This is a genomic window from Streptomyces sp. NPDC016851, assembly GCF_055562795.1.
Genome location: NZ_JBVHEP010000006.1, coordinates 143,396 through 163,824, shown reverse-complemented (window position 1 = coordinate 163,824; position 20,429 = coordinate 143,396). Strand labels below are relative to the sequence as shown.

Annotated in this window: 19 protein-coding genes; 10 read left to right on the top strand and 9 right to left on the bottom strand. The window is 68.8% G+C overall.

Going from position 1 to position 20,429, the window contains the following annotated elements; all coding sequences use genetic code 11:
• Window positions 1–31 precede the first annotated feature (31 nt).
• A complete protein-coding gene (locus ACZ3I3_RS12345; RefSeq protein WP_467364412.1) occupies window positions 32–1,960 on the bottom strand; it encodes a P-loop ATPase, Sll1717 family in 1,929 nt (642 codons plus the stop codon).
• 272 nt (window positions 1,961–2,232) lie between these two features.
• On the opposite strand from ACZ3I3_RS12345, the gene ACZ3I3_RS12340 reads away from it, so the two are divergent.
• On the top strand, window positions 2,233–3,987 hold the full coding sequence (locus ACZ3I3_RS12340; RefSeq protein WP_467364411.1) for a hypothetical protein: 1,755 nt from the start codon (window positions 2,233–2,235) through the stop codon (window positions 3,985–3,987).
• Window positions 3,987–5,183, top strand: coding sequence for a serine/threonine-protein kinase (locus tag ACZ3I3_RS12335; protein WP_467364410.1), 1,197 nt, complete (start codon window positions 3,987–3,989; stop codon window positions 5,181–5,183). Before ACZ3I3_RS12340 ends, ACZ3I3_RS12335 begins: the two co-directional genes overlap by 1 nt.
• Window positions 5,184–5,339: 156 nt before the next feature.
• On the opposite strand, the gene ACZ3I3_RS12330 is transcribed toward ACZ3I3_RS12335, so the two are convergent.
• The 3 genes from ACZ3I3_RS12330 to ychF form a co-directional block, all read right to left on the bottom strand.
• On the bottom strand, window positions 5,340–5,594 hold the full coding sequence (locus ACZ3I3_RS12330) for a Txe/YoeB family addiction module toxin (RefSeq protein ID WP_467364409.1): 255 nt from the start codon (window positions 5,592–5,594) through the stop codon (window positions 5,340–5,342).
• Window positions 5,591–5,872, bottom strand: a complete 282-nt coding sequence (locus tag ACZ3I3_RS12325) for a type II toxin-antitoxin system Phd/YefM family antitoxin (protein ID WP_467364408.1) — start codon at window positions 5,870–5,872, stop codon at window positions 5,591–5,593. Before ACZ3I3_RS12325 ends, ACZ3I3_RS12330 begins: the two co-directional genes overlap by 4 nt.
• A gap of 174 nt (window positions 5,873–6,046) precedes the next feature.
• Entirely contained in the window at window positions 6,047–7,135 is a 1,089-nt protein-coding gene (ychF, locus tag ACZ3I3_RS12320; protein WP_467364407.1) for a redox-regulated ATPase YchF, read from the bottom strand.
• 169 nt (window positions 7,136–7,304) lie between these two features.
• Between ychF and ACZ3I3_RS12315 the strand changes: the two genes are divergently transcribed.
• Window positions 7,305–7,910 (top strand): DUF6542 domain-containing protein, encoded by a 606-nt coding sequence (locus ACZ3I3_RS12315; protein ID WP_467364406.1) that lies wholly within the window; start codon window positions 7,305–7,307, stop codon window positions 7,908–7,910.
• 6 nt (window positions 7,911–7,916) lie between these two features.
• Here ACZ3I3_RS12315 and ppgK read toward each other — a convergent pair whose 3' ends face one another.
• Entirely contained in the window at window positions 7,917–8,663 is a 747-nt protein-coding gene (gene ppgK, locus ACZ3I3_RS12310; protein ID WP_467364405.1) for a polyphosphate--glucose phosphotransferase, read from the bottom strand.
• Window positions 8,664–8,743: 80 nt separating this feature from the next.
• Window positions 8,744–9,769, bottom strand: coding sequence for a 4-hydroxy-3-methylbut-2-enyl diphosphate reductase (locus ACZ3I3_RS12305; RefSeq protein WP_467364404.1), 1,026 nt, complete (start codon window positions 9,767–9,769; stop codon window positions 8,744–8,746).
• A 445-nt stretch (window positions 9,770–10,214) separates the two neighbouring features.
• Between ACZ3I3_RS12305 and xseA the strand changes: the two genes are divergently transcribed.
• From xseA to ACZ3I3_RS12290, 3 genes are all read left to right on the top strand, one after another.
• Window positions 10,215–11,423: an exodeoxyribonuclease VII large subunit gene (xseA, locus tag ACZ3I3_RS12300; protein WP_467364403.1), complete on the top strand. Its 1,209-nt coding sequence runs from the start codon at window positions 10,215–10,217 to the stop codon at window positions 11,421–11,423.
• 9 nt (window positions 11,424–11,432) lie between these two features.
• Complete coding sequence (locus ACZ3I3_RS12295) at window positions 11,433–11,678, top strand: exodeoxyribonuclease VII small subunit (protein ID WP_086604576.1); 246 nt, start codon at window positions 11,433–11,435, stop codon at window positions 11,676–11,678.
• A 139-nt stretch (window positions 11,679–11,817) separates the two neighbouring features.
• Window positions 11,818–12,408 (top strand): malonic semialdehyde reductase, encoded by a 591-nt coding sequence (locus tag ACZ3I3_RS12290; RefSeq protein ID WP_467364402.1) that lies wholly within the window; start codon window positions 11,818–11,820, stop codon window positions 12,406–12,408.
• Between the two features lie 84 nt (window positions 12,409–12,492).
• On the opposite strand, the gene ACZ3I3_RS12285 is transcribed toward ACZ3I3_RS12290, so the two are convergent.
• A complete protein-coding gene (locus tag ACZ3I3_RS12285; RefSeq protein WP_467364401.1) occupies window positions 12,493–13,017 on the bottom strand; it encodes a DUF4245 domain-containing protein in 525 nt (174 codons plus the stop codon).
• A 127-nt stretch (window positions 13,018–13,144) separates the two neighbouring features.
• Here ACZ3I3_RS12285 and glpX point away from each other — a divergent pair, with 127 nt between their 5' ends.
• On the top strand, window positions 13,145–14,179 hold the full coding sequence (glpX, locus tag ACZ3I3_RS12280) for a class II fructose-bisphosphatase (RefSeq protein WP_175434507.1): 1,035 nt from the start codon (window positions 13,145–13,147) through the stop codon (window positions 14,177–14,179).
• Window positions 14,180–14,268: 89 nt separating this feature from the next.
• On the opposite strand, the gene ACZ3I3_RS12275 is transcribed toward glpX, so the two are convergent.
• Together ACZ3I3_RS12275 and ACZ3I3_RS12270 are read right to left on the bottom strand one after the other, a co-directional pair.
• Window positions 14,269–14,643: a WhiB family transcriptional regulator gene (locus ACZ3I3_RS12275; protein WP_078945338.1), complete on the bottom strand. Its 375-nt coding sequence runs from the start codon at window positions 14,641–14,643 to the stop codon at window positions 14,269–14,271.
• A 174-nt stretch (window positions 14,644–14,817) separates the two neighbouring features.
• Window positions 14,818–15,504 (bottom strand): DUF1707 SHOCT-like domain-containing protein, encoded by a 687-nt coding sequence (locus ACZ3I3_RS12270; protein WP_467364400.1) that lies wholly within the window; start codon window positions 15,502–15,504, stop codon window positions 14,818–14,820.
• 188 nt (window positions 15,505–15,692) lie between these two features.
• Between ACZ3I3_RS12270 and ACZ3I3_RS12265 the strand changes: the two genes are divergently transcribed.
• The 3 genes from ACZ3I3_RS12265 (at window position 15,693) to fomD (ending at window position 20,153) form a co-directional block, all read left to right on the top strand.
• On the top strand, window positions 15,693–17,387 hold the full coding sequence (locus ACZ3I3_RS12265; RefSeq protein ID WP_467364399.1) for a fumarate hydratase: 1,695 nt from the start codon (window positions 15,693–15,695) through the stop codon (window positions 17,385–17,387).
• Between the two features lie 601 nt (window positions 17,388–17,988).
• Window positions 17,989–19,377 carry a class II fumarate hydratase gene (locus tag ACZ3I3_RS12260; protein WP_467364398.1) on the top strand — a complete coding sequence of 463 codons (1,389 nt, stop codon included), beginning with the start codon at window positions 17,989–17,991 and terminating at the stop codon, window positions 19,375–19,377.
• 83 nt (window positions 19,378–19,460) lie between these two features.
• Window positions 19,461–20,153: a cytidylyl-2-hydroxypropylphosphonate hydrolase gene (fomD, locus tag ACZ3I3_RS12255; RefSeq protein WP_467364397.1), complete on the top strand. Its 693-nt coding sequence runs from the start codon at window positions 19,461–19,463 to the stop codon at window positions 20,151–20,153.
• Window positions 20,154–20,429: the final 276 nt, after the last annotated feature.

Below are 20,429 nucleotides of genomic sequence, written 5' to 3'. Positions count from 1 at the left end.
ACGCCCCGGATCGACTTTCCGAGGCGTAGCCTCACCCGGAGGAGTCGGAGTCTCCGCCGCCGACTGCACCGCCCAGCACACGCTCAAGCCTGCGTGCTTCGTCGGCCAAGCGCAGAGTGACAGCCTCGCCGTCATACCCCTCGCGGGTGAGATGGTCGGCGAGTGTCTCCAGGAGAGTGATGGCGGAGCGCACCCGCACCTCAACGCTTTCGCCCTCCTCTGCGAAGGCCTGGTCCTGCCCGTTCAGTGCCGACAGGGCGAGTCTCGTGTCTTCGCGTACATGCGCCGGGAGCCCCGATCGCCCGAGGTGGCGCAGCAGACGCTGCATCACACGTTCGACCTCCTCGAGGAGGCGCACGTCGCGGTCAACAGTGAACCCTGCGTCCGTAACGGTGATGCTACGCAGGAAACTCGTGTGTGTGCCGCTCGGTAGGGAGGCTTGCAGGGCCAGGCCAGACGCCGTCGATCGTGCCATTGTGCCCTCCCTGCAGTGCAGCGCTTGGCGGAAACAGGGATGGACGTACAGATCGTCCTCATACAGCTGGACAGGCAACGACGTCGAACCCGCGTACGCGACGCTGTCGCCCCGCCTCACCCCAAGGAAACCGATGGCGAAGAGGGCCGCCACCAAGGCCTGTGCGGTGAGGTGCTCGGTGTAGGCGGAGTACGCCCCGTGCAGGTCTGCACGGATGGCGGAGAAACGTTCGCCGAACTCGTCCCGGGAGACCCGGTGGTCGCCGTTCTCGAACAGGGCGAAGACTTCGCGCAGAAACGGGAATCCGACGTTGTACTCCCTGGCAAGGTCCTCCAGCTTCCACTGGGAGAAACGCTTGGTCGCGGCCAGGACATCGGACTCGCGCACCGTGCCGTGCCCCCGTTCCCAGGCGACGTCACGGCAGAGGGTGAGGAACTGGATGGCGTCGCGCGGGCGAGGCAGGCAGTGGCGTTCGAGATAGTCGGCCGTCGGCTCGCCACCGACGGCGCTGGGGAAAACATCGCCCCACAATTGCTCATGGGTGAGCTGTCGCCTCAAGGAAACGGACGCTCGGGCGAGCGCCAAGTCACGCAGGGCTTCCGGGGTCCAGGTGATCTGCATTTCCTCACTGCGGAACTTGTCACCGTCCGCGAAGTTGAGGGTGTCGTAGATGTCGGAGCGGATGAACAGCACGCAGCGCACCGACGTGCCAAAGGTCCTTGCCAGGTGCTTGGAAGCCAGAAGCAGCCCCGTGACTAGGGCATGGCTGTCGGGGTCCGCCGCCCATACCAGTTCCAGCTGGTCGACCAGGACGAGCAGAGGCGGGTGCCCGGCGGTGGCGCAGTCCAGCGCTCCTTGAGCCGCCCGAACGCCGGCTTCGAGCGCCTCGAGCTGACGCATCGCGCGGGCACCTTCGGAGCCGGGCCCTGCCGTGCCCTCACCAGTCTCCACACTGGCCTCGATCCCGAACATCTTCACGGACAGCGTCGCCGACTGCAGGCGACTCGTGCCACGTCTGAGCCTGTCCGTGAGGCGTGCCTCGTGCTCCTCGCCGTTGGTCCGCAGAAATTCGCGCAGCGCACGGACAGGCGCAGGTTGGCGCAGCGACCGGCTGTGCTGGGCGCGCGCATGCTCGACCACGTAACGGGCGACCTGTACGGCGAACAGATAGCGCCAAATCAGCGACTTGGCGGTGTCCGACGTGATGCCCTGCAGGTCGAATCGGCGGATCTCATCGCCCGCAGCGTTGTCCGGCATGATCTCAGCTGTGGGACCGGGATACAGCCCTCCGTGGGCGAGTTGAGCACAGATGGCGCTCTTGCCCGAGCCCTTTCGGCCGATGACCAGCGATTTGCGCCCATGGAGTGCCGCTTCGTAGGCGAGGGTCCGCTGGAAGCCCTGCCTCAGCAGGCCGTCGGCGAAGTCGTGCTCGGCGTCATCACGCCCGAAGAAGAGATCACGTACCGGCTGGTGCAGTTGATCCACGATGTCCGCGACTCCTCCTGTGTCGGTGGCTCCTTGATGGGTGCCTCGGCAGGCCCTGCGGTACGGATCCGCGCCAACAGCCCGCTCAGATTAGCCGTTCAGAAGCCAGATGACGGAGGCGTACACATAATGAGCAAGACAGACCCGAGTTATTTGTGATGCCGAGTGAGAAGCCTGGTCGACGGAGGCTTCAGCCAATTTCGGGGGACGAAGTGGGCGAGTACGGGGACGCAGAGGCACCTCTCAGTGAAGTTGCAGGAGCGTTACGGCGGTTGGACGGCGAGGTCGACGTCTTGGGGACGCAGGTCGCAACAGTGCAGGGCGACGTCACGGCTCTGCGCGGCGAGTTGCGGACCATGGCTTCTGAACTCAGTGACGTGTCACACACCATCGACCTGGTCGAGGACTCCATACGCCAACTTGGCCAAAAGTGGGATGAGTTCACAGACCGGTACGCCAAAGATCAGGCACGGGCACGTGCCGAGGCAGAGTTGACCCGGCTGACGACCGAGTGGCACGCACAGTTCGAACAGCGCCGACAGACCCGTGCCCTGGCTCACGGACTCGTCCACGCGCTGACGAAAGACGCTCTGGAGAAAGGGATGGTGGACAAAGACCTGATGGCCGCATGTGCCCAGGAACGCATGCTCATGGACCGCGGCTTCTGGCTCGGTCCGGCCGTGGTCGCTCTCGCTGCCCGCCATCTTGACAAAGAACCGCAGATGCACCGGGCCCGGGCTCAGGCTTACTCCATCGACCCGGCCCGTGCCAACCTCTTCTTTACCTTGACCTGTACCCGCCTGGGCGAACTGGACGAAGCCGCCCGCTGGATGGACCGCTATCTGCAGTCACTCGACCCCTACGCCTTGGACGAGGACTTCCACGTCGTACTCGACGCCGTCGCTTGCAACGAGCTGGGAGCGCAAGCCCATGCATACACCCGGCAGGCGATGCGGCAGTGGCTCAGCCGTCTGGACCTGGCCCAGGCGACCACACTGGAGACTCAAGTCGCTCGTAGCATGGGTGACTTGGGAAAGACCCTACCCGCGCAGCGGTACCAGGATCTAAGCAGCTTGTGTGCCGACAACTGGGGCGTCCTGCGCAGCGGCTGGGAGTGGGCGACCATCCCGAAGGCCACGCTCGCCCATCTGCGCCGCGCCTTCCCCGGCGACCTCGACGACGGCCCGGCAGGACACGCCGACAGTGCTCTCGACGCGCTCATCGACCGACACGACGCCGACGAGGCTCAGCTCGCGTCGCGCATCCGCTATCTCGAACTGGTCGTCGAGCACGGCGGCGACGAGGAGACAGCACGCCAGGAGCACTCGGAACAGCGGAATGCCGCAAGGCCGGTAAACCTCCGGACACTGCTGGTGAACGCCGTCTTCATGCCGGAAGCCGTGCGTCTGGGAGAAGAGGCACGCTTGTTGGCACTCCGTGCGGTGTGGCCTCACGTGCTGAGCGCGTCAGAGGCCTATGTGCAACGCTCCCGGTCAATGCTCCCCCGGCAGATCGACGTCAGCTGGGGTGAGTGGAATCGCCCTCTACCCGCAGACCCGACCGTGGCCGTGCCAAAACAGCAACTGGTTGACGAAGTACGGGAGCTGATAGAGGAGCGCACCCACCAAGAGGTCGAATCCGTCCAACTTAATCGGTTCCGGTTTCTCGCCGCCGTCGTAGCGACCGGAGTGAGCACGATCATGGCGTTCCTCCTACCACAGGGGGCACCGCGAGTCATCGCCTCCACCCTCGCAACCGCTGCCGTCATTCTGGCGATCACCGAGTGGCGGCGAGTCCCGGCGCGCAAGCAGGAACTCAGCCGCGAAGGCCAGGACAGTGCTCAGGCCGCCACCGCCGTCCTGAACCGGGCGCTGACCCAGCGCATCACGTTCTTCACGGCATGGCGCGAGAACCTCGATGTTGCTCCCCAGCTTGCAACCTGGGCGAACCAGGCGTGGAGAGGCGAGGCGGGCGCGCTCGAAGGAGGCACTCGGGACGCAAGCGGCGACAAGAGGGGGAACGAGTGATGACGGGTCCGCGGGACGGCCGCCGCTTTGTCGGTCGCGGCGGCCGCTTCGAACTGGTTGACCACATCGGTAGCGGCGGATTCGGAGACGTGTGGCGTGCCCGCGACGGGATGCTCAGCCGCGAAGTAGCTCTGAAGTTCCTCGCCTTGGACCGGCTGGCCGGGCCGCGGCCGGATCCAGAGCGCGTCCCGCAAATACGTGACCGGTTCGCACGCGAGAGCCTGATCGCCGCCAAGGTCGATAGCCCGTACGTCGCTAGGATTTACGATTGCGACATGGGCGACGAGACGCCATTCCTCGTCATGGAGTACGTGGACGGTGAGCCTTTGAATGCCCATGTGGGCGTCACCCCCCTGCCACTGGCACGTACCTGTCGTTGGAGCAGTCAGATCGCCCAGGGCCTCGCCGCCGCTCACGACCAGAGCGTCGTCCACCGTGACATCAAACCCGGCAATGTGCTCGTTCGGGAGGCCGACAGCGACGTACGCATTGTCGACTTCGGTCTGTCACGTTTCGTCGACGCCACCGAGACGCGGAGCGCGGCCGGCACACCGCTGTACATGTCACCGGAGCGTTGCCGCGCCGAGCCGGGCGACGAACGCAGCGACCTGTACTCACTCGGCTGCGTGATGTACGAAATGGTCACCGGATGGCCACCCTTCGGCGACACCCGCGCCGATCCCGTCGCCCTCGCCCAAGCCCACCAGAACAAGGCGCCCACGCCGCCGCGGGCACAGGTGGCCGGAGTGCCGCCGACAGTCGAAAAACTGATCATGGCCCTCCTTGCCAAGGATCCCCAGCAGCGGCCCCACAACGCGCGCGCGGTCGTCCACGCGATCAAGGAGATCGAACGGGACCTCGATGCGTCCGGAGCGGAGCGGCGTGCCGACGGCCCCGCACCGGCCCCAGGCGCATCCATGTCCGACAACGGCTTCGCGGATCAACTGAGCGCTGCCGAACTCTCCGTACGGCGGCTCATCTGGAAACACGGCCAAGACCATGCGCTGGTCATCACGGCACGCATGGAGCTGGCCGACCTCACTGGGCACAGCGGTGACGTACGCGGAGCCGCCGAGCTGTACGACCGGCTCGGTCGGGACTGCAGCGCCTGGTTCGGCCCGGGCCACGGCCGCACGCTCGACGCCTTTGAAGGCATGGCGCGATGGGTCAGCGCCCGAAGCGGGTCAACCCAGTAGTGCATGCGCCGTGTGATGAGGATGGCCCGTGACGGAGCACCTGGAGTGCTACCTGCCGAATCCTGGCCTCCGCCTGCGGAAACGAAGTTCCCCCTTGGAGCGCCCCATGGTCGTTCCGGCACGAGAGCGGCGACCCCAGCACAGACAGCCCGGCGGTCAGTAGTGATAGCGAGCTGCGAGGATGACTACCTCCTTGTCCGTGACCAGGTAAACGAGGCGGTGCTCGTCGTCGATCCGCCTCGACCACGCACCAGGCAAGTGGTACTTGAGCGGCTCGGGCTTGCCGATCCCCGTGAAGGGGTCACGTTTGACGTCCTCGATGAGCTTGTTGATTCGAGCAAGCACCTTGCGGTCGTTCTTGAGCCAGGACGTGTAGTCCTCCCAGCCCTGATCCTCGAAGACAAGCCTCACACGGCACCCGCAGCAGGATCCGCCGCATCCGGATCGATCAGCTCGCGCTCCGACACGTTGATGTTACTCAGAGCGTTCTCGTACGCCTTGAGCAGCCGCCGCGCGTTCGCAGGCGAGCGCAGGAGATACGAGCCCTCGCGCAGCGCCGCGTAGTCCTCGGCCGAGACAAGCACGGCGTTGCCATGCTTAGAGACGATCTCGATGGCCTCGTGATCATCGTTGACCTTCTTGATCAGCGGAAAGAGAGCCTTGCGGGCTTCGCTCGCAGTTATGGACATGACTGGCTCCCTAACATCAAGTGGTACCGGATAGCGTACCACTTTGCAGTCCAGTCAAATGGAAACCCGACGCCATCCCAGCACGGGAAACAGCAAGGGGCCGCCTCCCGGAAGAGCCGACCCCATTCGACCTGCAAGTTTGCCAGGCTGCCAACGTGGTGTTATTTCACTCGCTCACACGTTGAACCGGAACTCCACCACATCCCCGTCCTGCATCACATAGTCCTTGCCCTCCATGCGGGCCTTGCCCTTCGCGCGGGCCTCGGCCACCGAGCCGGACTCCACCAGGTCGTCGAAGGAGATGACCTCCGCCTTGATGAAGCCCTTCTGGAAGTCGGTGTGGATGACGCCGGCGGCCTCGGGGGCCGTGGCGCCCTTCTTGATGGTCCAGGCGCGGGATTCCTTGGGGCCTGCCGTCAGGTAGGTCTGGAGGCCGAGGGTGCGGAAGCCGACGTGGGCCAGGGTCGCGAGGCCGGGCTCCTCCTGGCCGACGGACTGGAGGAGTTCGAGGGCCTCGTCGTCGTCGAGCTCGGCGAGGTCCGCCTCCAGCTTGGCGTTGAGGAAGATCGCCTCGGCGGGGGCGACCAGGGCGCGCTGCTCGTTCTTGAAGTCCTCGTCGGTCAGCTCGTCCTCGTCGACGTTGAAGACGTAGAGGAAGGGCTTGGTCGTGAGCAGGTGCAGGTCGTGCAGGAGCTCGGCGCGCTCGCTGCCCTGGACGATGCCGTGCCCGAAGAGCGTGTCGCCCTTCTCCAGGATCTCCTTGGCCTCCTCGACCGCCTTGACCTTGGGCTGGATGTCCTTCTTGATCCGTGACTCCTTCTGGAGACGCGGCAGGACCTTCTCGATGGTCTGGAGGTCGGCGAGGATCAGCTCGGTGTTGATCGTCTCGATGTCGTCCTTGGGCGAGACCTTGCCGTCGACGTGCACGACGTTCTCGTCCTTGAAGGCGCGGATGACCTGGCAGATCGCGTCGGACTCACGGATGTTCGCGAGGAACTTGTTGCCCAGGCCCTCGCCCTCGGACGCACCGCGCACGATGCCCGCGATGTCGACGAAGTCGACCGTGGCCGGGAGGATCCGCTCCGACTTGAAGATCTCGGCCAGCTTGCCGAGCCGCGGGTCGGGGACGCCGACGACACCGACGTTCGGCTCGATCGTGGCGAACGGGTAGTTGGCCGCCAGCACGTCGTTCTTGGTCAGGGCGTTGAACAGGGTCGACTTGCCGACATTCGGCAGACCGACGATTCCGATCGTGAGCGACACGTTGCGACTTCCCGTGAGTGGAGAGGGCAGGGGGCCGGGAGACCGGCCGATCCACCAGTCTACGGCGTACCCGAAACCACCCCGGCGGCGTATCGAACGCTTGGCCAAGCCTCGGTCCACGGCGTGTCTGAAGGCCTATTCGGCATATTGAACGACCTAAGTTGGTGCAGTGGAGCAATACAGGACGCGACCTGCCCAGTACGGACCGCGACGTGACCGGCCGAGATCGTCCCTGCCGCCGCAGGCGGGACGAGGAGCGGGCGGCGGTGCGGTGCGAGCGGTCCGGCAGCCGGGACCGCAGCGGCGCCACCCGGCGGTACGGCGGCCCGCCCCCGCCCCGGCGCCCGCCGCGGCGAGGTTTCCCAACCCCCGGCTGACCGGGCTGGGCAGCGGGTTGTTCTGCGCGCTGGTGATGTTCCTGCTCGGCGGGCTGTGCGCCGTGCTGTTCGGGGCGTCGCTGACGGCGTACGGGGTGCTGTTCCTGCCGGTGTGCGCGCTGACCGCCGTCTGGGTGCGGCGCGGGGATCTGATGACCGCGCCCGTCGTCGTGCCGATCGCCTTCGCCGTGGGGCTGGTGCCGGTGGCGGACGGCGACGACGGCACCGGTGGCAAGCTGATGGGCCTGGTGACGGCGCTCGCCACGCAGGCCGGGTGGCTGTACGGCGGCACGCTCATCGCCGGGCTGATCGTGATCACCCGGCGGATCCGGCTGGTGCACCGGCGACGGACGGCGGCCGGGGCCCGCCCGTCCGCCGGTGTGACGCCCCGGCTCTGACCGGCTCTAATGCCCTGCCGCCCGCATCGCCGCCCCCACGATCCCCGCGTTGTTCTGCAGCTGTGCCGGGACGATCTCCGCCTTGATGCCCTCGATGTGCGGCAGGAACTTCTGTGACTTGCGGCTGACGCCGCCGCCGATGATGAACAGCTCCGGCGAGAACAGCATCTCGACGTGGGCGAGGTATTTGCGCACGCGGTGGACCGCCCAGTGCTCCCACGTCATGTCGTGGTCCTCGCGGGCCTTGCTGGAGGCCCGCTTCTCCGCGTCGTGCCCGTCGAGCTCCAGGTGGCCCAGCTCGGTGTTGGGGACCAGGACGCCGTCGACGAAGACCGCGCTGCCGATGCCCGTGCCGAACGTGAGCACGATCACCGTGCCCCGGCGGTCGCGGCCGGCGCCGAAGTTCATCTCGGCGACGCCCGCCGCGTCCGCGTCGTTCACCACCGTCACCGGCAGTCCGCCCAGCCGCTCGCCGAGCAGCACGCGCGCGTCGGTGTCGATCCAGCTGTCGTCGACGTTCGCCGCTGTCCGGATCGTCGCTCCGTCGGTGACCACGCCCGGGAACGTGACCCCGACCGGGCCCGTCCAGCCGAAGTGGTCGACGACCTGCTTGACGCCGTCGGCCACCCCGTCGGGCGTGGCCGGCTGCGGGGTGAGGACCTTGTGGCGCTCCTGCGCCAGGTCGCCCTTTTCCAGGTCCACCGGGGCACCCTTGATCCCGGAACCGCCGATGTCCACGCCGAAGATCTGCATGGCCCTACGTTACGACGAGGGACTGACAGTCACCGGCCGGATGGCGAACCCCGCCCGGCGACTCCCCGATCACTCCCCGATCACTCCCCGGAATCCTCACCGGTTCCGGCACCGCCACGCTCGGCGGCCAGCGCCGTCGCCTCCTCGCGCAGGTCGCGGCGCAGCTCCTTGGGCAGCGAGAAGGTGATGGACTCCTCGGCCGCCTTGACGATCTCGACGTCCTCGAAGCCGCGCTGGGACAGCCACTCCAGGACCTGCTCGACCAGGACCTCCGGGACGGAGGCGCCCGAGGTGACGCCGACCGTGGAGACACCCTCCAGCCAGGCCTCGTCGATCTCGTCGGCGAAGTCGACGAGGTACGCCTCGCGCGCTCCGGCGATCTTGGCGACCTCCACGAGCCGCTTGGAGTTGGAGGAGTTGCGGGAGCCGACCACGATGACCAGGTCGGACTCGGCGCCCATCTGCTTCACGGCCAGCTGGCGGTTCTGCGTGGCGTAGCAGATGTCGTCGCTGGGCGGGGAGATGAGCTGCGGGAACTTGTCCTTCAGGGCGTCGACGGTCTCCATGGTCTCGTCGACGGACAGCGTGGTCTGGGAGAGCCAGACGACCTTGGACGGGTCGCGGACCTCGACCTTCTGCACATCGCCCGGCCCGTCGACGAGCTGGATGTGGTCGGGGGCCTCGCCGGAGGTGCCGATGACCTCCTCGTGTCCCTCGTGGCCGATCAGGAGGATGTCGTAGTCCTCGCTCGCGAAGCGGACGGCTTCCTTGTGGACCTTGGTGACGAGCGGGCAGGTGGCGTCGATGGTGGCGAGGCGGCCCCGCTCGGCCTCCTCGTGGACGACCGGGGCCACGCCGTGCGCGGAGAACATGACGATGTTCCCCGGGGGCACTTCCTCCGTCTGCTCGACGAAGATCGCGCCCTTCTTCTCCAGGGTCTGCACGACGTACTTGTTGTGGACGATCTCGTGCCGGACGTAGACCGGAGCCCCGTACTGCTCCAGCGCTTTCTCGACGGCGATCACGGCGCGGTCCACACCCGCGCAGTAGCCACGGGGGGCGGCGAGCAGGACACGGCGGCCAGGCGAAGCAGACATGCGTCCCATCGTAAGGCCGCGTCCCGCGGGTCGAAGATCGCATCCGTGTGGAGTCCCCGGGAAGACTGACAGGGGGCGATGTGAGTGACGCCCGGATGGTGCGGGTGCCTTCCCCCTCGGGCGGGGCGCGGGCCGTCTTCGTCGAGTCGTCCCACAGGCCCCGGAGCGTCGGCTGCTGTTCGCGATGGTGGGGAACCGGCCGCTGCCGCACGTGCCGTCCCGCGCGGACGCCGGGTGTCCCGAGTGGCGCTGCGGCGCTCGGCCGTTGGGGCTGGCCGCGGCGCGGAGGCAGCGGGACCAGCTGCCCCGGCCGACGGTGCGGGCCGGGCCCGGCAGCCGGGGACGGCGTCGCCCCCGAAACGGCCCGAGAGCGGTGGGCAGGCGGTGCAGGGCACCCGCCCGCGTCGCCGGGTGGGTGAGGTGTGTTGTCGGTGGGGGCCACTACTCTCGCGGCATGGCTGTGAACACGTCTCCGGAATCCCCGCTCCCCGTCGGTGAGGTGTCGCGGCTGATCGGGGGGTGGATCGACCGGCTCGGGGCGGTGTGGGTCGAGGGGCAGATCACGCAGTTGTCGCGGCGGCCGGGGGCCGGTGTGGTGTTCCTGACGCTGCGGGATCCGTCGTACGACATCTCGGTCAGCGTCACCTGCTACCGGCAGGTGTTCGACGCCGTCGCGGACGTGGTGAGCGAGGGTGCCCGGGTCGTCGTCCTGGCGAAGCCCGAGTGGTACGCCCCGCGGGGGCAGCTGTCGTTGCGGGCCGCCGAGATAAGGCCCGTCGGGGTCGGTGAGCTGCTCGCGCGCCTTGAGCAGTTGAAGAAGGCCCTCACGCGCGAGGGCCTGTTCGCGCCGGAGCGGAAGAAGCCGCTGCCCTTCCTGCCGCAGCTCGTCGGGCTGGTCTGCGGACGGGCCTCGGCGGCCGAGCGGGACGTGCTGGAGAACGCCCGGCACCGCTGGCCGGCCGTGCGCTTCGAGGTGCGCAACGTCGCCGTGCAGGGCGTGCACGCCGTGCCGCAGGTCGTGCAGGCCGTGAAGGAGCTCGACACCATCGAGGCCGTGGACGTGATCATCGTCGCGCGCGGCGGCGGCAGCGTGGAGGACCTGCTGCCGTTCTCCGACGAGCAGCTGATCCGGACGGTGGCCGAGTGCCGTACGCCCGTGGTGTCCGCGATCGGGCACGAGCCCGACAACCCGCTCCTCGACCTCGTCGCCGACCTGCGCGCCTCCACGCCGACCGACGCCGCGAAGAAGGTCGTGCCGGACGTCGGCGAGGAGTACGAGCGCGTGCGGCTGCTGCGGGACCGGGCGCGGCGGTGTGTGGCGGCGCTGGTGGAGCGGGAGGAGCGCGGGCTGGCCCACGCTCTGGCGCGGCCGTCGATAGAGGACCCGCACCGGATGATCGACGAGCGTGCCGACCATGTGGCGGACCTGCTCGACCGGGGCCGGCGCTGCCTGCGGCACCAGCTCGACCGGGCCGACTCGGAGCTGACGCACACGCACGCGCGCGTGGTGGCGCTCTCCCCCGCCGCGACCCTGAAGCGCGGGTACGCCGTGCTCCAGAAGGCGGACGGGCACGCCGTCCGCGACCCCGGCGAGGTGGAGGCCGGCGAGGCCCTGCGCGCGCGGGTCTCCGAGGGTGAGTTCTCCGTACGAGTGGACACATAGGGTGGGTGGATGACCAGCGAGGTTGATGAGACACCGGGCATGTCCGAGGCGCTCGGGTACGAGCAGGCGCGGGACGAGCTGATCGAGGTCGTCCGCCGCCTGGAGGCGGGCGGTACGACGCTGGAGGAGTCCCTCGCGCTCTGGGAGCGCGGCGAGGAGCTGGCCAAGGTGTGCCGGCGCTGGCTGGACGGGGCGCGGGCGCGGCTGGACGCGGCGCTGGCGGAGGAGACCTCGGACGAAGCGGACGCCGAGTAGCGGAGCGGGCGCGGAGCAGTACGGGCGGTTCACTGTGAGATGAGGCACGACACCTCACAGTTGGTTGAACGTTGAACTTCGCTCCCGTACGGTCGGAGACATCAGACGTACCCGCTCGAGAAGGTCCAAAGGTTCACCCATGTCTCTCGCCCTTGACCCCGCCGCGCAGGACCTGCTGTTCCGCGAGGCCCGCACCGCCAACACCTTCACCGACGAGCCGGTGACCGACGAGCAGGTGCAGGCGATCTACGACCTGGTCAAGTACGGCCCGACCGCCTTCAACCAGACCCCGCTGCGCATCACCCTGGTCCGCTCCCCCGAGGCCCGCGAGCGCCTGGTGGGGCACATGGCCGAGGGCAACCGGCCCAAGACGGCCGCCGCCCCGCTGGTCGCGATCCTCTCCGCGGACAACGAGTTCCACGAGGAGCTGCCGCACCTGTTCCCGGCCATGCCCCAGGTGAAGGACCTCTTCTTCGCCGAGCGCCCGGTCCGCGAGAACGCCGCCACGCTGAACGCCGCCCTCCAGGCCGCCTACTTCATCGTCGGCGTCCGCGCCGCCGGTCTCGCCGCCGGCCCGATGACCGGCTTCGACCCCGAGGGCGTGCGCAAGGAGTTCCTGGACGACGACCACACCCCGCTGATGGTCGTCAACATCGGCCGTCCGGGCCCGGACGCCTGGTACCCGCGTTCCCCGCGCCTGGAGTTCGACCAGGTCGTCACGATCGTCTGACCGACGGACGCACGAACGGCCGCAAGCACGGACACGAGAAAGGCCCCCGGTGCACGCCGGGGGCCTTCGTCGTGGGTGGGGGTCTCACTCCGTCTTCAGCGCGTCCGCCATCTTCGTCAGCTGCGCGAACGACGCGGTGCCCGTCACGACCGTCGTCGAGCCCTTGGTGTCCTCCAGGACCAGCGCGTCGTACCGGCCGCCCTCGTAGCGGGTCCAGGTCCGGCCGTCGATCTTCTCGGTGCTGCCGGTCTCCCGCGCGCCCTGGGTGGCCTCGTCGATGAAGACGGGGCGCCGCTGAGTGGACTGCTCGACGGCCACGTACTCCCCTTCGGGGTCGTGGAAGCCGAGGTGCCAGGCGTCGAACTCGTCGCCCTGGAAACGGACGGAGGTGGCCTTCCACGCGTCGGGCAGGCCCTGCGGCGCGGCGATGGGGTACGAGGCCGCGCGGCGTGCCGTGAGCAGCTCGACCCGGTAGTCGACGCGCTTGAGGTCGGGAGCGCTGTCGTCGTGCGGGATGAAGAGGTATATGACACCCGCCACGAGGACGATGACTCCCATGGAGAGGATCATGTCCCGCGCCGTCTTCTGCTTGCCGTTCGTGCCTGCCACGCCCCCTATCGTCGCAGGTCTCCGGTGCGCTCATCCGTGGGGGCCCCTGCTCATTTTGAGGTCTCGGCGATAGAGTCGGGCAACAACACCCTCATCCGGCCGTCGTCGTACAGAAAGGTGCGCTCCGATGACCGAGCATCATCACTTGCCGTCCGAACTCGATGTGCCCTCCGAGGCCCCCGACCGCAACCTCGCCCTGGAACTGGTCCGGGTCACCGAGGCAGCGGCGATGGCCGCAGGCCGTTGGGTCGGGCGGGGTGACAAGAACGGCGCCGACGGTGCCGCGGTGCGTGCCATGCGGACCCTCGTCTCCACCGTCTCGATGAACGGCGTCGTCGTCATCGGCGAGGGCGAGAAGGACGAAGCCCCGATGCTGTTCAACGGGGAGCGCGTGGGCGACGGGACCGGGCCCGAGTGCGACATCGCCGTCGACCCGATCGACGGCACCACGCTGACCGCGAAGGGCATGACGAACGCGATCGCGGTGCTGGCCGCCGCCGAGCGCGGGTCCATGTTCGACCCGTCCGCCGTCTTCTACATGGACAAGCTCGTCACCGGGCCGGAGGCCGCCGACTTCGTCGACATCAACGCGCCGGTGTCGGTGAACATCCGCCGGGTCGCCAAGGCCAAGCGGTCCGCGCCCGAGGACGTGACGGTGGTGATCCTGGACCGGCCCCGGCACGAGGGCATCATCAACGAGATCCGGGAGACCGGTGCGCGGATCAGGCTGATCTCCGACGGCGACGTGGCCGGCTCGATCCTGGCGCTGCGGGAGGGCACCGGGGTCGACCTGCTGCTCGGCATCGGCGGCACCCCGGAGGGCATCATCTCGGCGTGTGCCGTGAAGTGCCTGGGCGGCACGATCCAGGGCAAGCTGTGGCCCAAGGACGACGAGGAGCGGCAGCGGGCGATCGACGCGGGCCATGATCTCGACCGGGTCCTGACGACCGAGGACCTGGTCACCGGGGAGAACGTGTTCTTCGTGGCGACCGGGATCACCGACGGGGAGCTGCTGCGGGGGGTTCGGTACCGGGCCGAGACCGCGACGACCGACTCGATCGTGATGCGGTCGCGGTCGGGGACGGTGCGCAGGATCAGTTCGGAGCACCGGCTGAGCAAGCTGCGGGCCTACAGCGCGATCGACTTCGACAAGGGGAAGTAGCGCGCGCAGGGGTGGGCTCGGGCAGCCCACCCCGCGACGAAAGGGCGCCCCCGGTGCGGTGGGGGCGCCCTTTTCGACGTGCGTGCCGGTCAGCCTGCCGCGGCTATCGTGCTCGCCGAGCGGGCCGCCTTCTTCAACTCCAGGTCCCGGCGGCGGCGTCGGGCCAGGACCACGCGGCGTTCGGCGGCGGTGAGGCCGCCCCAGACGCCGTAGGGCTCGGGCTGGAGCAGGGCGTGCTCGCGGCATTCGACCATCACCGGGCAGCGGGCGCAGACCCGCTTCGCCGCCTCCTCCCGGGAGAGCCGGGCGGCGGTCGGCTCCTTGGAGGGGGCGAAGAACAGGCCCGCCTCGTCGCGCCGGCACACCGCCTCGGTGTGCCACGGGGCGTCTTGGTCCCTGTCTCGCGCTGGCACCCGCGGGGCCGGAACGGCAGCTACCAGGGACGAATGCGGCGGTTGCAGCACGGTCTACTCCTGACGACGGCTTCGCGAGCGAGAGACGATGCAGCAAGGCCTACCCGCTGTGCGCGCGCCTATGCACTGAGTTCCGAAGCGCTGGTTTCGCCCCCGTTTTCGGGTTCCGTGGAGCGGCGTCACCGGTGGACCGATTTGCTCCGGATCCCGGTGGATTCGCGACTGTCAATGGTTCAGGTGCTTGCGCAAACTCTTGTCGACCTTGCGCTGCACCCGGTCGAGGATGTCCGCGACGACCTTGCCGCGCCGGGGCCGCGCCTCGACGCTGCCCAGGACGGCCCAGCCGTCGACGTAGACGATCGGGGCCTCCGGGTCGCCCGAGTCGAGCGTGTCCACCTCGAAGCTGCCGAGCACGCCGCCGCCCATGCCGCGCAGCGACACGTTCTCCGGGACGCGGATCTCGACGCTGCCGAAGACCGAGAACGCCTTGATCATCACCTGCTGGTGGTCGAAGAGCGCCTCGCTGAGGTCTATCTCGACACTGCCGAAGATCGAGTACGCGTGGATGCGGCGGCCCGTGCGCCAGCGGCCCTTGCGGACGGCGCTGCTGAAGATCGCGACCACATTGTCGTCCGGGTCGATCGGGATGGCGCCGACCGTGGGGCGGTACGGGGCCGGGGCCGGTGAGGGGCCGGGGCCCTGGCGGTGGGCGGCGGGCAGATCCCGTATGAAGACGTCCAGTTCGCCGACCGTCTTGGCACGCAGCACCCCCTCGACGCGCTCGGCGTGCTCGTCCGCGGTGAGACGGCCCTCGGCGAGGGCGTCGCGCAGGATGTCGGCGACGCGGTCGCGCTCGGCGTCGGAGGCACGGAGCTCGGAGACTGCGGGCGCGGTCTGCTTCTGAAGGTCCACGGCAGCAGCGTACCCAAACACGATAGATCGCGACACCCCCCGTGATACCTCTATGCCACCTCTGTGCCGCGGCCGAGTGTGACGAAGTGAGCCTTACCTCAGGGGGTCAGTGCCGGAGGCAGGTTCTAGGCTGTTGGCGCTCGCCAAAGGAGGCGGGCCGCCGTCTGTCGAGTGAGGAATGGGCTGAGATGCCTGAGTTCGCGTACACCGATCTGCTTCCCCAAGGGCAGGACACCACGCCGTACCGGCTGGTGACCTCCGAGGGCGTCTCCACGGTCGAGGGACCGGACGGGCGGACCTTCCTCAAGGTGGAGCCGGAGGCGCTGCGCAAGCTCGCCGAGGAGGCCATCCACGACATCCAGCACTACCTGCGCCCGGCCCACCTCGCGCAGCTGCGCCGCATCATCGACGACCCCGAGGCGTCGGGCAACGACAAGTTCGTGGCGCTGGACCTGCTGAAGAACGCGAACATCGCGGCGGCGGGCGTGCTCCCCATGTGCCAGGACACCGGTACGGCGATCGTGATGGGCAAGCGCGGGCAGAACGTGCTGACCGAGGGCGGCGACGAGGAGGCCTTGAGCCGCGGCATCTACGACGCCTACCAGAACCTCAACCTGCGCTACTCGCAGATGGCTCCGCTCACCATGTGGGAGGAGAAGAACACCGGCTCCAACCTGCCCGCGCAGATCGAGCTGTACGCGGCCGACGGCGGCGCCTACAAGTTCCTGTTCATGGCGAAGGGCGGCGGCTCCGCCAACAAGTCGTTCCTCTACCAGGAGACGAAGGCCGTCCTGAACGAGGCCTCCATGATGAAGTTCCTGGAGGAGAAGATCCGCTCGCTGGGCACGGCGGCGTGCCCGCCCTACCACCTGGCGATCGTGGTCGGCGGTACGAGCGCCGAGTACGCGCTGAAGACCGCGAAGTACGCCTCCGCGCACTACCTGGACGAGATCCCGGCGGAGGGGTCGGAGCTCGGACACGGCTTCCGGGACAAGGAGCTGGAGCAGCAGGTCTTCGAGCTGACGCAGAAGATCGGGATCGGGGCGCAGTTCGGCGGGAAGTACTTCTGCCACGACGTGCGGGTGGTGCGGCTGCCGCGGCACGGTGCCTCCTGCCCCGTCGCGATCGCCGTGTCCTGCTCCGCCGACCGCCAGGCCGTCGCGAAGATCACGGCCGAGGGCGTCTTCCTGGAGCAGCTTGAGACGGACCCGGCGCGGTTCCTGCCGGAGACCACGGACGAGCACCTCACAGAGTCCAACAGCGGCTCCGCCGCGGGGGCCGGTGACGTCGTCGAGATCGACCTCAACCAGCCGATGGACACGATCCTGGCCGAGCTGACGAAGTACCCGGTCAAGACCCGTCTGTCGCTGACCGGTCCGCTGGTCGTCGCCCGTGACATCGCGCACGCCAAGATCAAGGAGCGGCTGGACGCGGGTGAGGAGATGCCGCAGTACCTGAAGGACCACCCGGTGTACTACGCGGGTCCGGCCAAGACGCCCGAGGGCTACGCGTCGGGCTCGTTCGGCCCGACGACGGCCGGGCGGATGGACTCCTACGTCGAGCAGTTCCAGGCGGCGGGCGGGTCCAAGGTGATGCTGGCCAAGGGCAACCGGAGCAAGCAGGTCACGGACGCGTGCGCGTCGCACGGCGGTTTCTACCTGGGCTCCATCGGCGGTCCGGCGGCCCGGCTCGCCCAGGACTGCATCAAGAAGGTCGAGGTCGTCGAGTACGAGGAGCTCGGCATGGAGGCCGTCTGGAAGATCGAGGTCGAGGACTTCCCGGCGTTCATCGTCGTCGACGACAAGGGCAACGACTTCTTCCAGGATCCGGCGCCGGCGCCCACGTTCACGAGCATTCCGGTGCGGGGGCCGGGGCTGGCGTAGTGCACCGGGGTGCGGCGGGGGTGGTTCTCGCCCCCGCCGCCCCTACCCTTCCCGTCCCCAGGGGCTCTGCCCCTTCGGCCCCGCCAGGGGGCTCCGCCCCCTGGACCCCCGGCCTTTGCCCACCCACCGCCCGACACGGTCGGACAGGAGCCCCGGGCCCCGGCGGGGACTGCGTCCCCTGCACCCCTCAGGGGCCTCGGGCCCCCGACCCCTCATGGGCCTCGGGCCCGGCATCCCCATGAGCCTCGGGCCCGACCTCCCCATGAGCCTCGGGCCGGATCCCTTAGGGCCTCGGACCCGCCCCGCCTCCCGAGTCGCAGGCCACCGCCGCCTACGTGTCTTCAGGCCCGCCGCCCACGATCCGTCAGACCCCTCCCGCCCTCCGGGCCGCGGATACTCGCCCCCTCCACGCCCCTGGGCACAGGAACGGGCCAGGCACACGCACAGGCACAGGCACAGGCACAGGCACAGGCCCCCGCGAGTCTTCAGCCCCGGCCACCTCACCGGCGGCCTCCTGGAGCGCGCCGGTGCCTTCGCAGGTCCTCAGCCCCCATTCGCCCCACCCAGGAACATCACCGCCCCCTCGTTCGCTATAGCGGGTATGAGCGACGAATACCGCATCGAGCACGATTCCATGGGCGAAGTACGTGTCCCGGCCGACGCCAAGTGGCGGGCTCAGACGCAGCGTGCTGTCGAGAACTTTCCGATTTCCGGGCAGCGGATCGAGCGGGCGCACATCGAGGCTCTCGCCCGTATCAAGGGCGCCGCGGCGAAGGTGAACGCGCGGCTCGGGGTGCTCGACGAGGACGTCGCCGGCGCGATCCAGGAGGCCGCCGGCGAGGTGGCCGAGGGGAAGTGGGACGAGCACTTCCCCGTCGACGTGTTCCAGACCGGGTCCGGGACCTCGTCCAACATGAACACCAACGAGGTCATCGCCACGCTCGCGACCGAGCGGCTGGGCAGCAGTGTTCACCCCAACGACCACGTCAACGCCTCCCAGTCGTCCAATGACGTGTTCCCGTCCTCCATCCACATCGCCGCCACCGCCGCCGTCACCCGTGATCTGATCCCCGCCCTGGACCACCTCGCCGCCTCCCTGGAGCGCAAGGCCGAGGAGTTCTCCGATGTCGTGAAGTCGGGGCGGACCCATCTCATGGACGCCACGCCCGTGACGCTGGGGCAGGAGTTCAGCGGGTACGCCGCCCAGGTGCGGTACGGGATCGAGCGGCTGGAGGCGTCCCTTCCCCGGCTTGCCGAACTGCCCCTGGGGGGTACGGCCGTCGGCACGGGGATCAACACCCCGCCCGGTTTCTCCGCCGCCGTGATCGAGGAGGTCGCCCGGACCACCGGGCTGCCCCTCACCGAGGCCCGGAACCACTTCGAGGCGCAGGGCGCGCGGGACGGCATCGTCGAGACCAGCGGGCAGCTGCGGACCATCGCGGTCGGGCTGACGAAGATCGCCAACGATCTGCGGTGGATGTCCTCCGGGCCGCGCACCGGCCTCGCCGAGATCGCCCTGCCCGACCTCCAGCCCGGCTCCTCGATCATGCCGGGCAAGGTGAATCCGGTCATTCCGGAGGCCGTGCTGATGGTCGCCGCCCAGGTCGTGGGCAATGACGCCACCGTCGCCACCGCCGGCGCGGCCGGGAACTTCGAGCTCAACGTCATGCTGCCCGTCATCGCGAAGAACGTGCTGGAGTCCGTGCGGCTGCTCGCCCATGCCACGCGGCTGCTCGCCGACCGGACCGTCGACGGCATCACCGCGAACCGCGAGCGGGCGCGGGAGTACGCCGAGTCCTCCCCGTCCGTCGTCACACCGCTCAACAAGTACATCGGCTACGAGGAGGCCGCCAAGGTCGCCAAGAAGGCGCTGGCCGAGCGGAAGACCATCCGTCAGGTCGTCCTGGACAGCGGGTACGTGGAGCGCGGGGACCTGACCCTGGAGCAGCTCGACGAGGCGCTGGATGTCCTGCGGATGACACACCCGTGACGATCCGCCGCCCTGGCGCGCCCGGCGCGTGAACCGTGACACGCGCCGCAGCGTCGTATGCCCAGGGCACCTAATATCTGTGCATGGCAGACGGTGAAGCGGTGAGACGCGTGGAAACGGGTGGTGCGGCAGGCTTCTGGGAGCCCGGGAGCGAGATCCTGTGGCGGTACCGGGAGAACGGCGGCGCGCGTTTCCACATCGCGCGTCCGGTCACCGTCGTACGGGACGACGCGGAGCTGCTCGCCGTGTGGCTGGCGCCCGGCACGGAGTGCGTACGGCCCGTGCTCGCCGACGGCACCCCCGTGCACCTGGAGCCGCTGGAGTCCCGCTACACCAAGCCGCGGGCCGTGCAGCGCGACCGCTGGTTCGGCACGGGCGTGCTGAAGCTGGCGCGGCCCGGCGAGCCCTGGTCGGTGTGGCTGTTCTGGGAGCCGGGCTGGCGGTTCAAGAACTGGTACGTGAACCTGGAGGAGCCGCTGGCCCGTTGGGAAGGCGGTGTGGACTCCGTCGACCACTTCCTGGACATCTCCGTCCACCCGGACCGCACGTGGCACTGGCGCGACGAGGACGAGTTCGCCCAGGCCCTGCGGGACGGGCTGATGGACGATCAGCAGGCCGAGAAGGTACGGGCGGCCGGGCGGGCGGCCGTGGAGGTGATCCGCGCCTGGGGGCCGCCGTTCTCGGAAGGCTGGCAGCACTGGCGCCCGGATCCGTCCTGGGCGGTACCGTCACTGCCGGAGGACTGGGACCGTACGCCCGCGCATGTGTCCTCATGAGACCCTTGATGCGCCCCCGGGCAAGAAACGTAGGATCGTCCTCCGCAAGGGCGCGCGGCGGCAACTGACGGAGCACGCGCTGGGCTTGACCGATCGTCACCGAGGGGCGGCAGGACGTGAGCGAGGGGTACGAGGGCAACACCGGGACGGCCTGCGCCACAGGCCGTCAGGGCCGCAGACGGTCTGCCGGTGGCACAGGAACAACCTCTGACCACGCGGGAATTCCGTTCCTGGGACACGTATTCCGGGTATCGGAGTTTCGGCGGGACCTACTGC

Bases quoted from the DNA above. Each gene is read 5' to 3' on its own strand.
- ACZ3I3_RS12335 (WP_467364410.1), top strand. From the start codon at position 3,987: ATGACGGGTCCGCGGGACGGCCGCCGCTTTGTCGGTCGCGGCGGCCGC.
- ACZ3I3_RS12325 (WP_467364408.1), bottom strand. From the start codon at position 5,872: ATGTCCATAACTGCGAGCGAAGCCCGCAAGGCTCTCTTTCCGCTGATC.
- ppgK (WP_467364405.1), bottom strand. From the start codon at position 8,663: ATGCAGATCTTCGGCGTGGACATCGGCGGTTCCGGGATCAAGGGTGCC.
- ACZ3I3_RS12305 (WP_467364404.1), bottom strand. From the start codon at position 9,769: ATGGGACGCATGTCTGCTTCGCCTGGCCGCCGTGTCCTGCTCGCCGCC.
- xseA (WP_467364403.1), top strand. From the start codon at position 10,215: ATGGCTGTGAACACGTCTCCGGAATCCCCGCTCCCCGTCGGTGAGGTG.
- ACZ3I3_RS12295 (WP_086604576.1), top strand. From the start codon at position 11,433: ATGACCAGCGAGGTTGATGAGACACCGGGCATGTCCGAGGCGCTCGGG.
- ACZ3I3_RS12290 (WP_467364402.1), top strand. From the start codon at position 11,818: ATGTCTCTCGCCCTTGACCCCGCCGCGCAGGACCTGCTGTTCCGCGAG.
- glpX (WP_175434507.1), top strand. From the start codon at position 13,145: ATGACCGAGCATCATCACTTGCCGTCCGAACTCGATGTGCCCTCCGAG.
- ACZ3I3_RS12265 (WP_467364399.1), top strand. From the start codon at position 15,693: ATGCCTGAGTTCGCGTACACCGATCTGCTTCCCCAAGGGCAGGACACC.
- ACZ3I3_RS12260 (WP_467364398.1), top strand. From the start codon at position 17,989: ATGAGCGACGAATACCGCATCGAGCACGATTCCATGGGCGAAGTACGT.
- fomD (WP_467364397.1), top strand. From the start codon at position 19,461: ATGGCAGACGGTGAAGCGGTGAGACGCGTGGAAACGGGTGGTGCGGCA.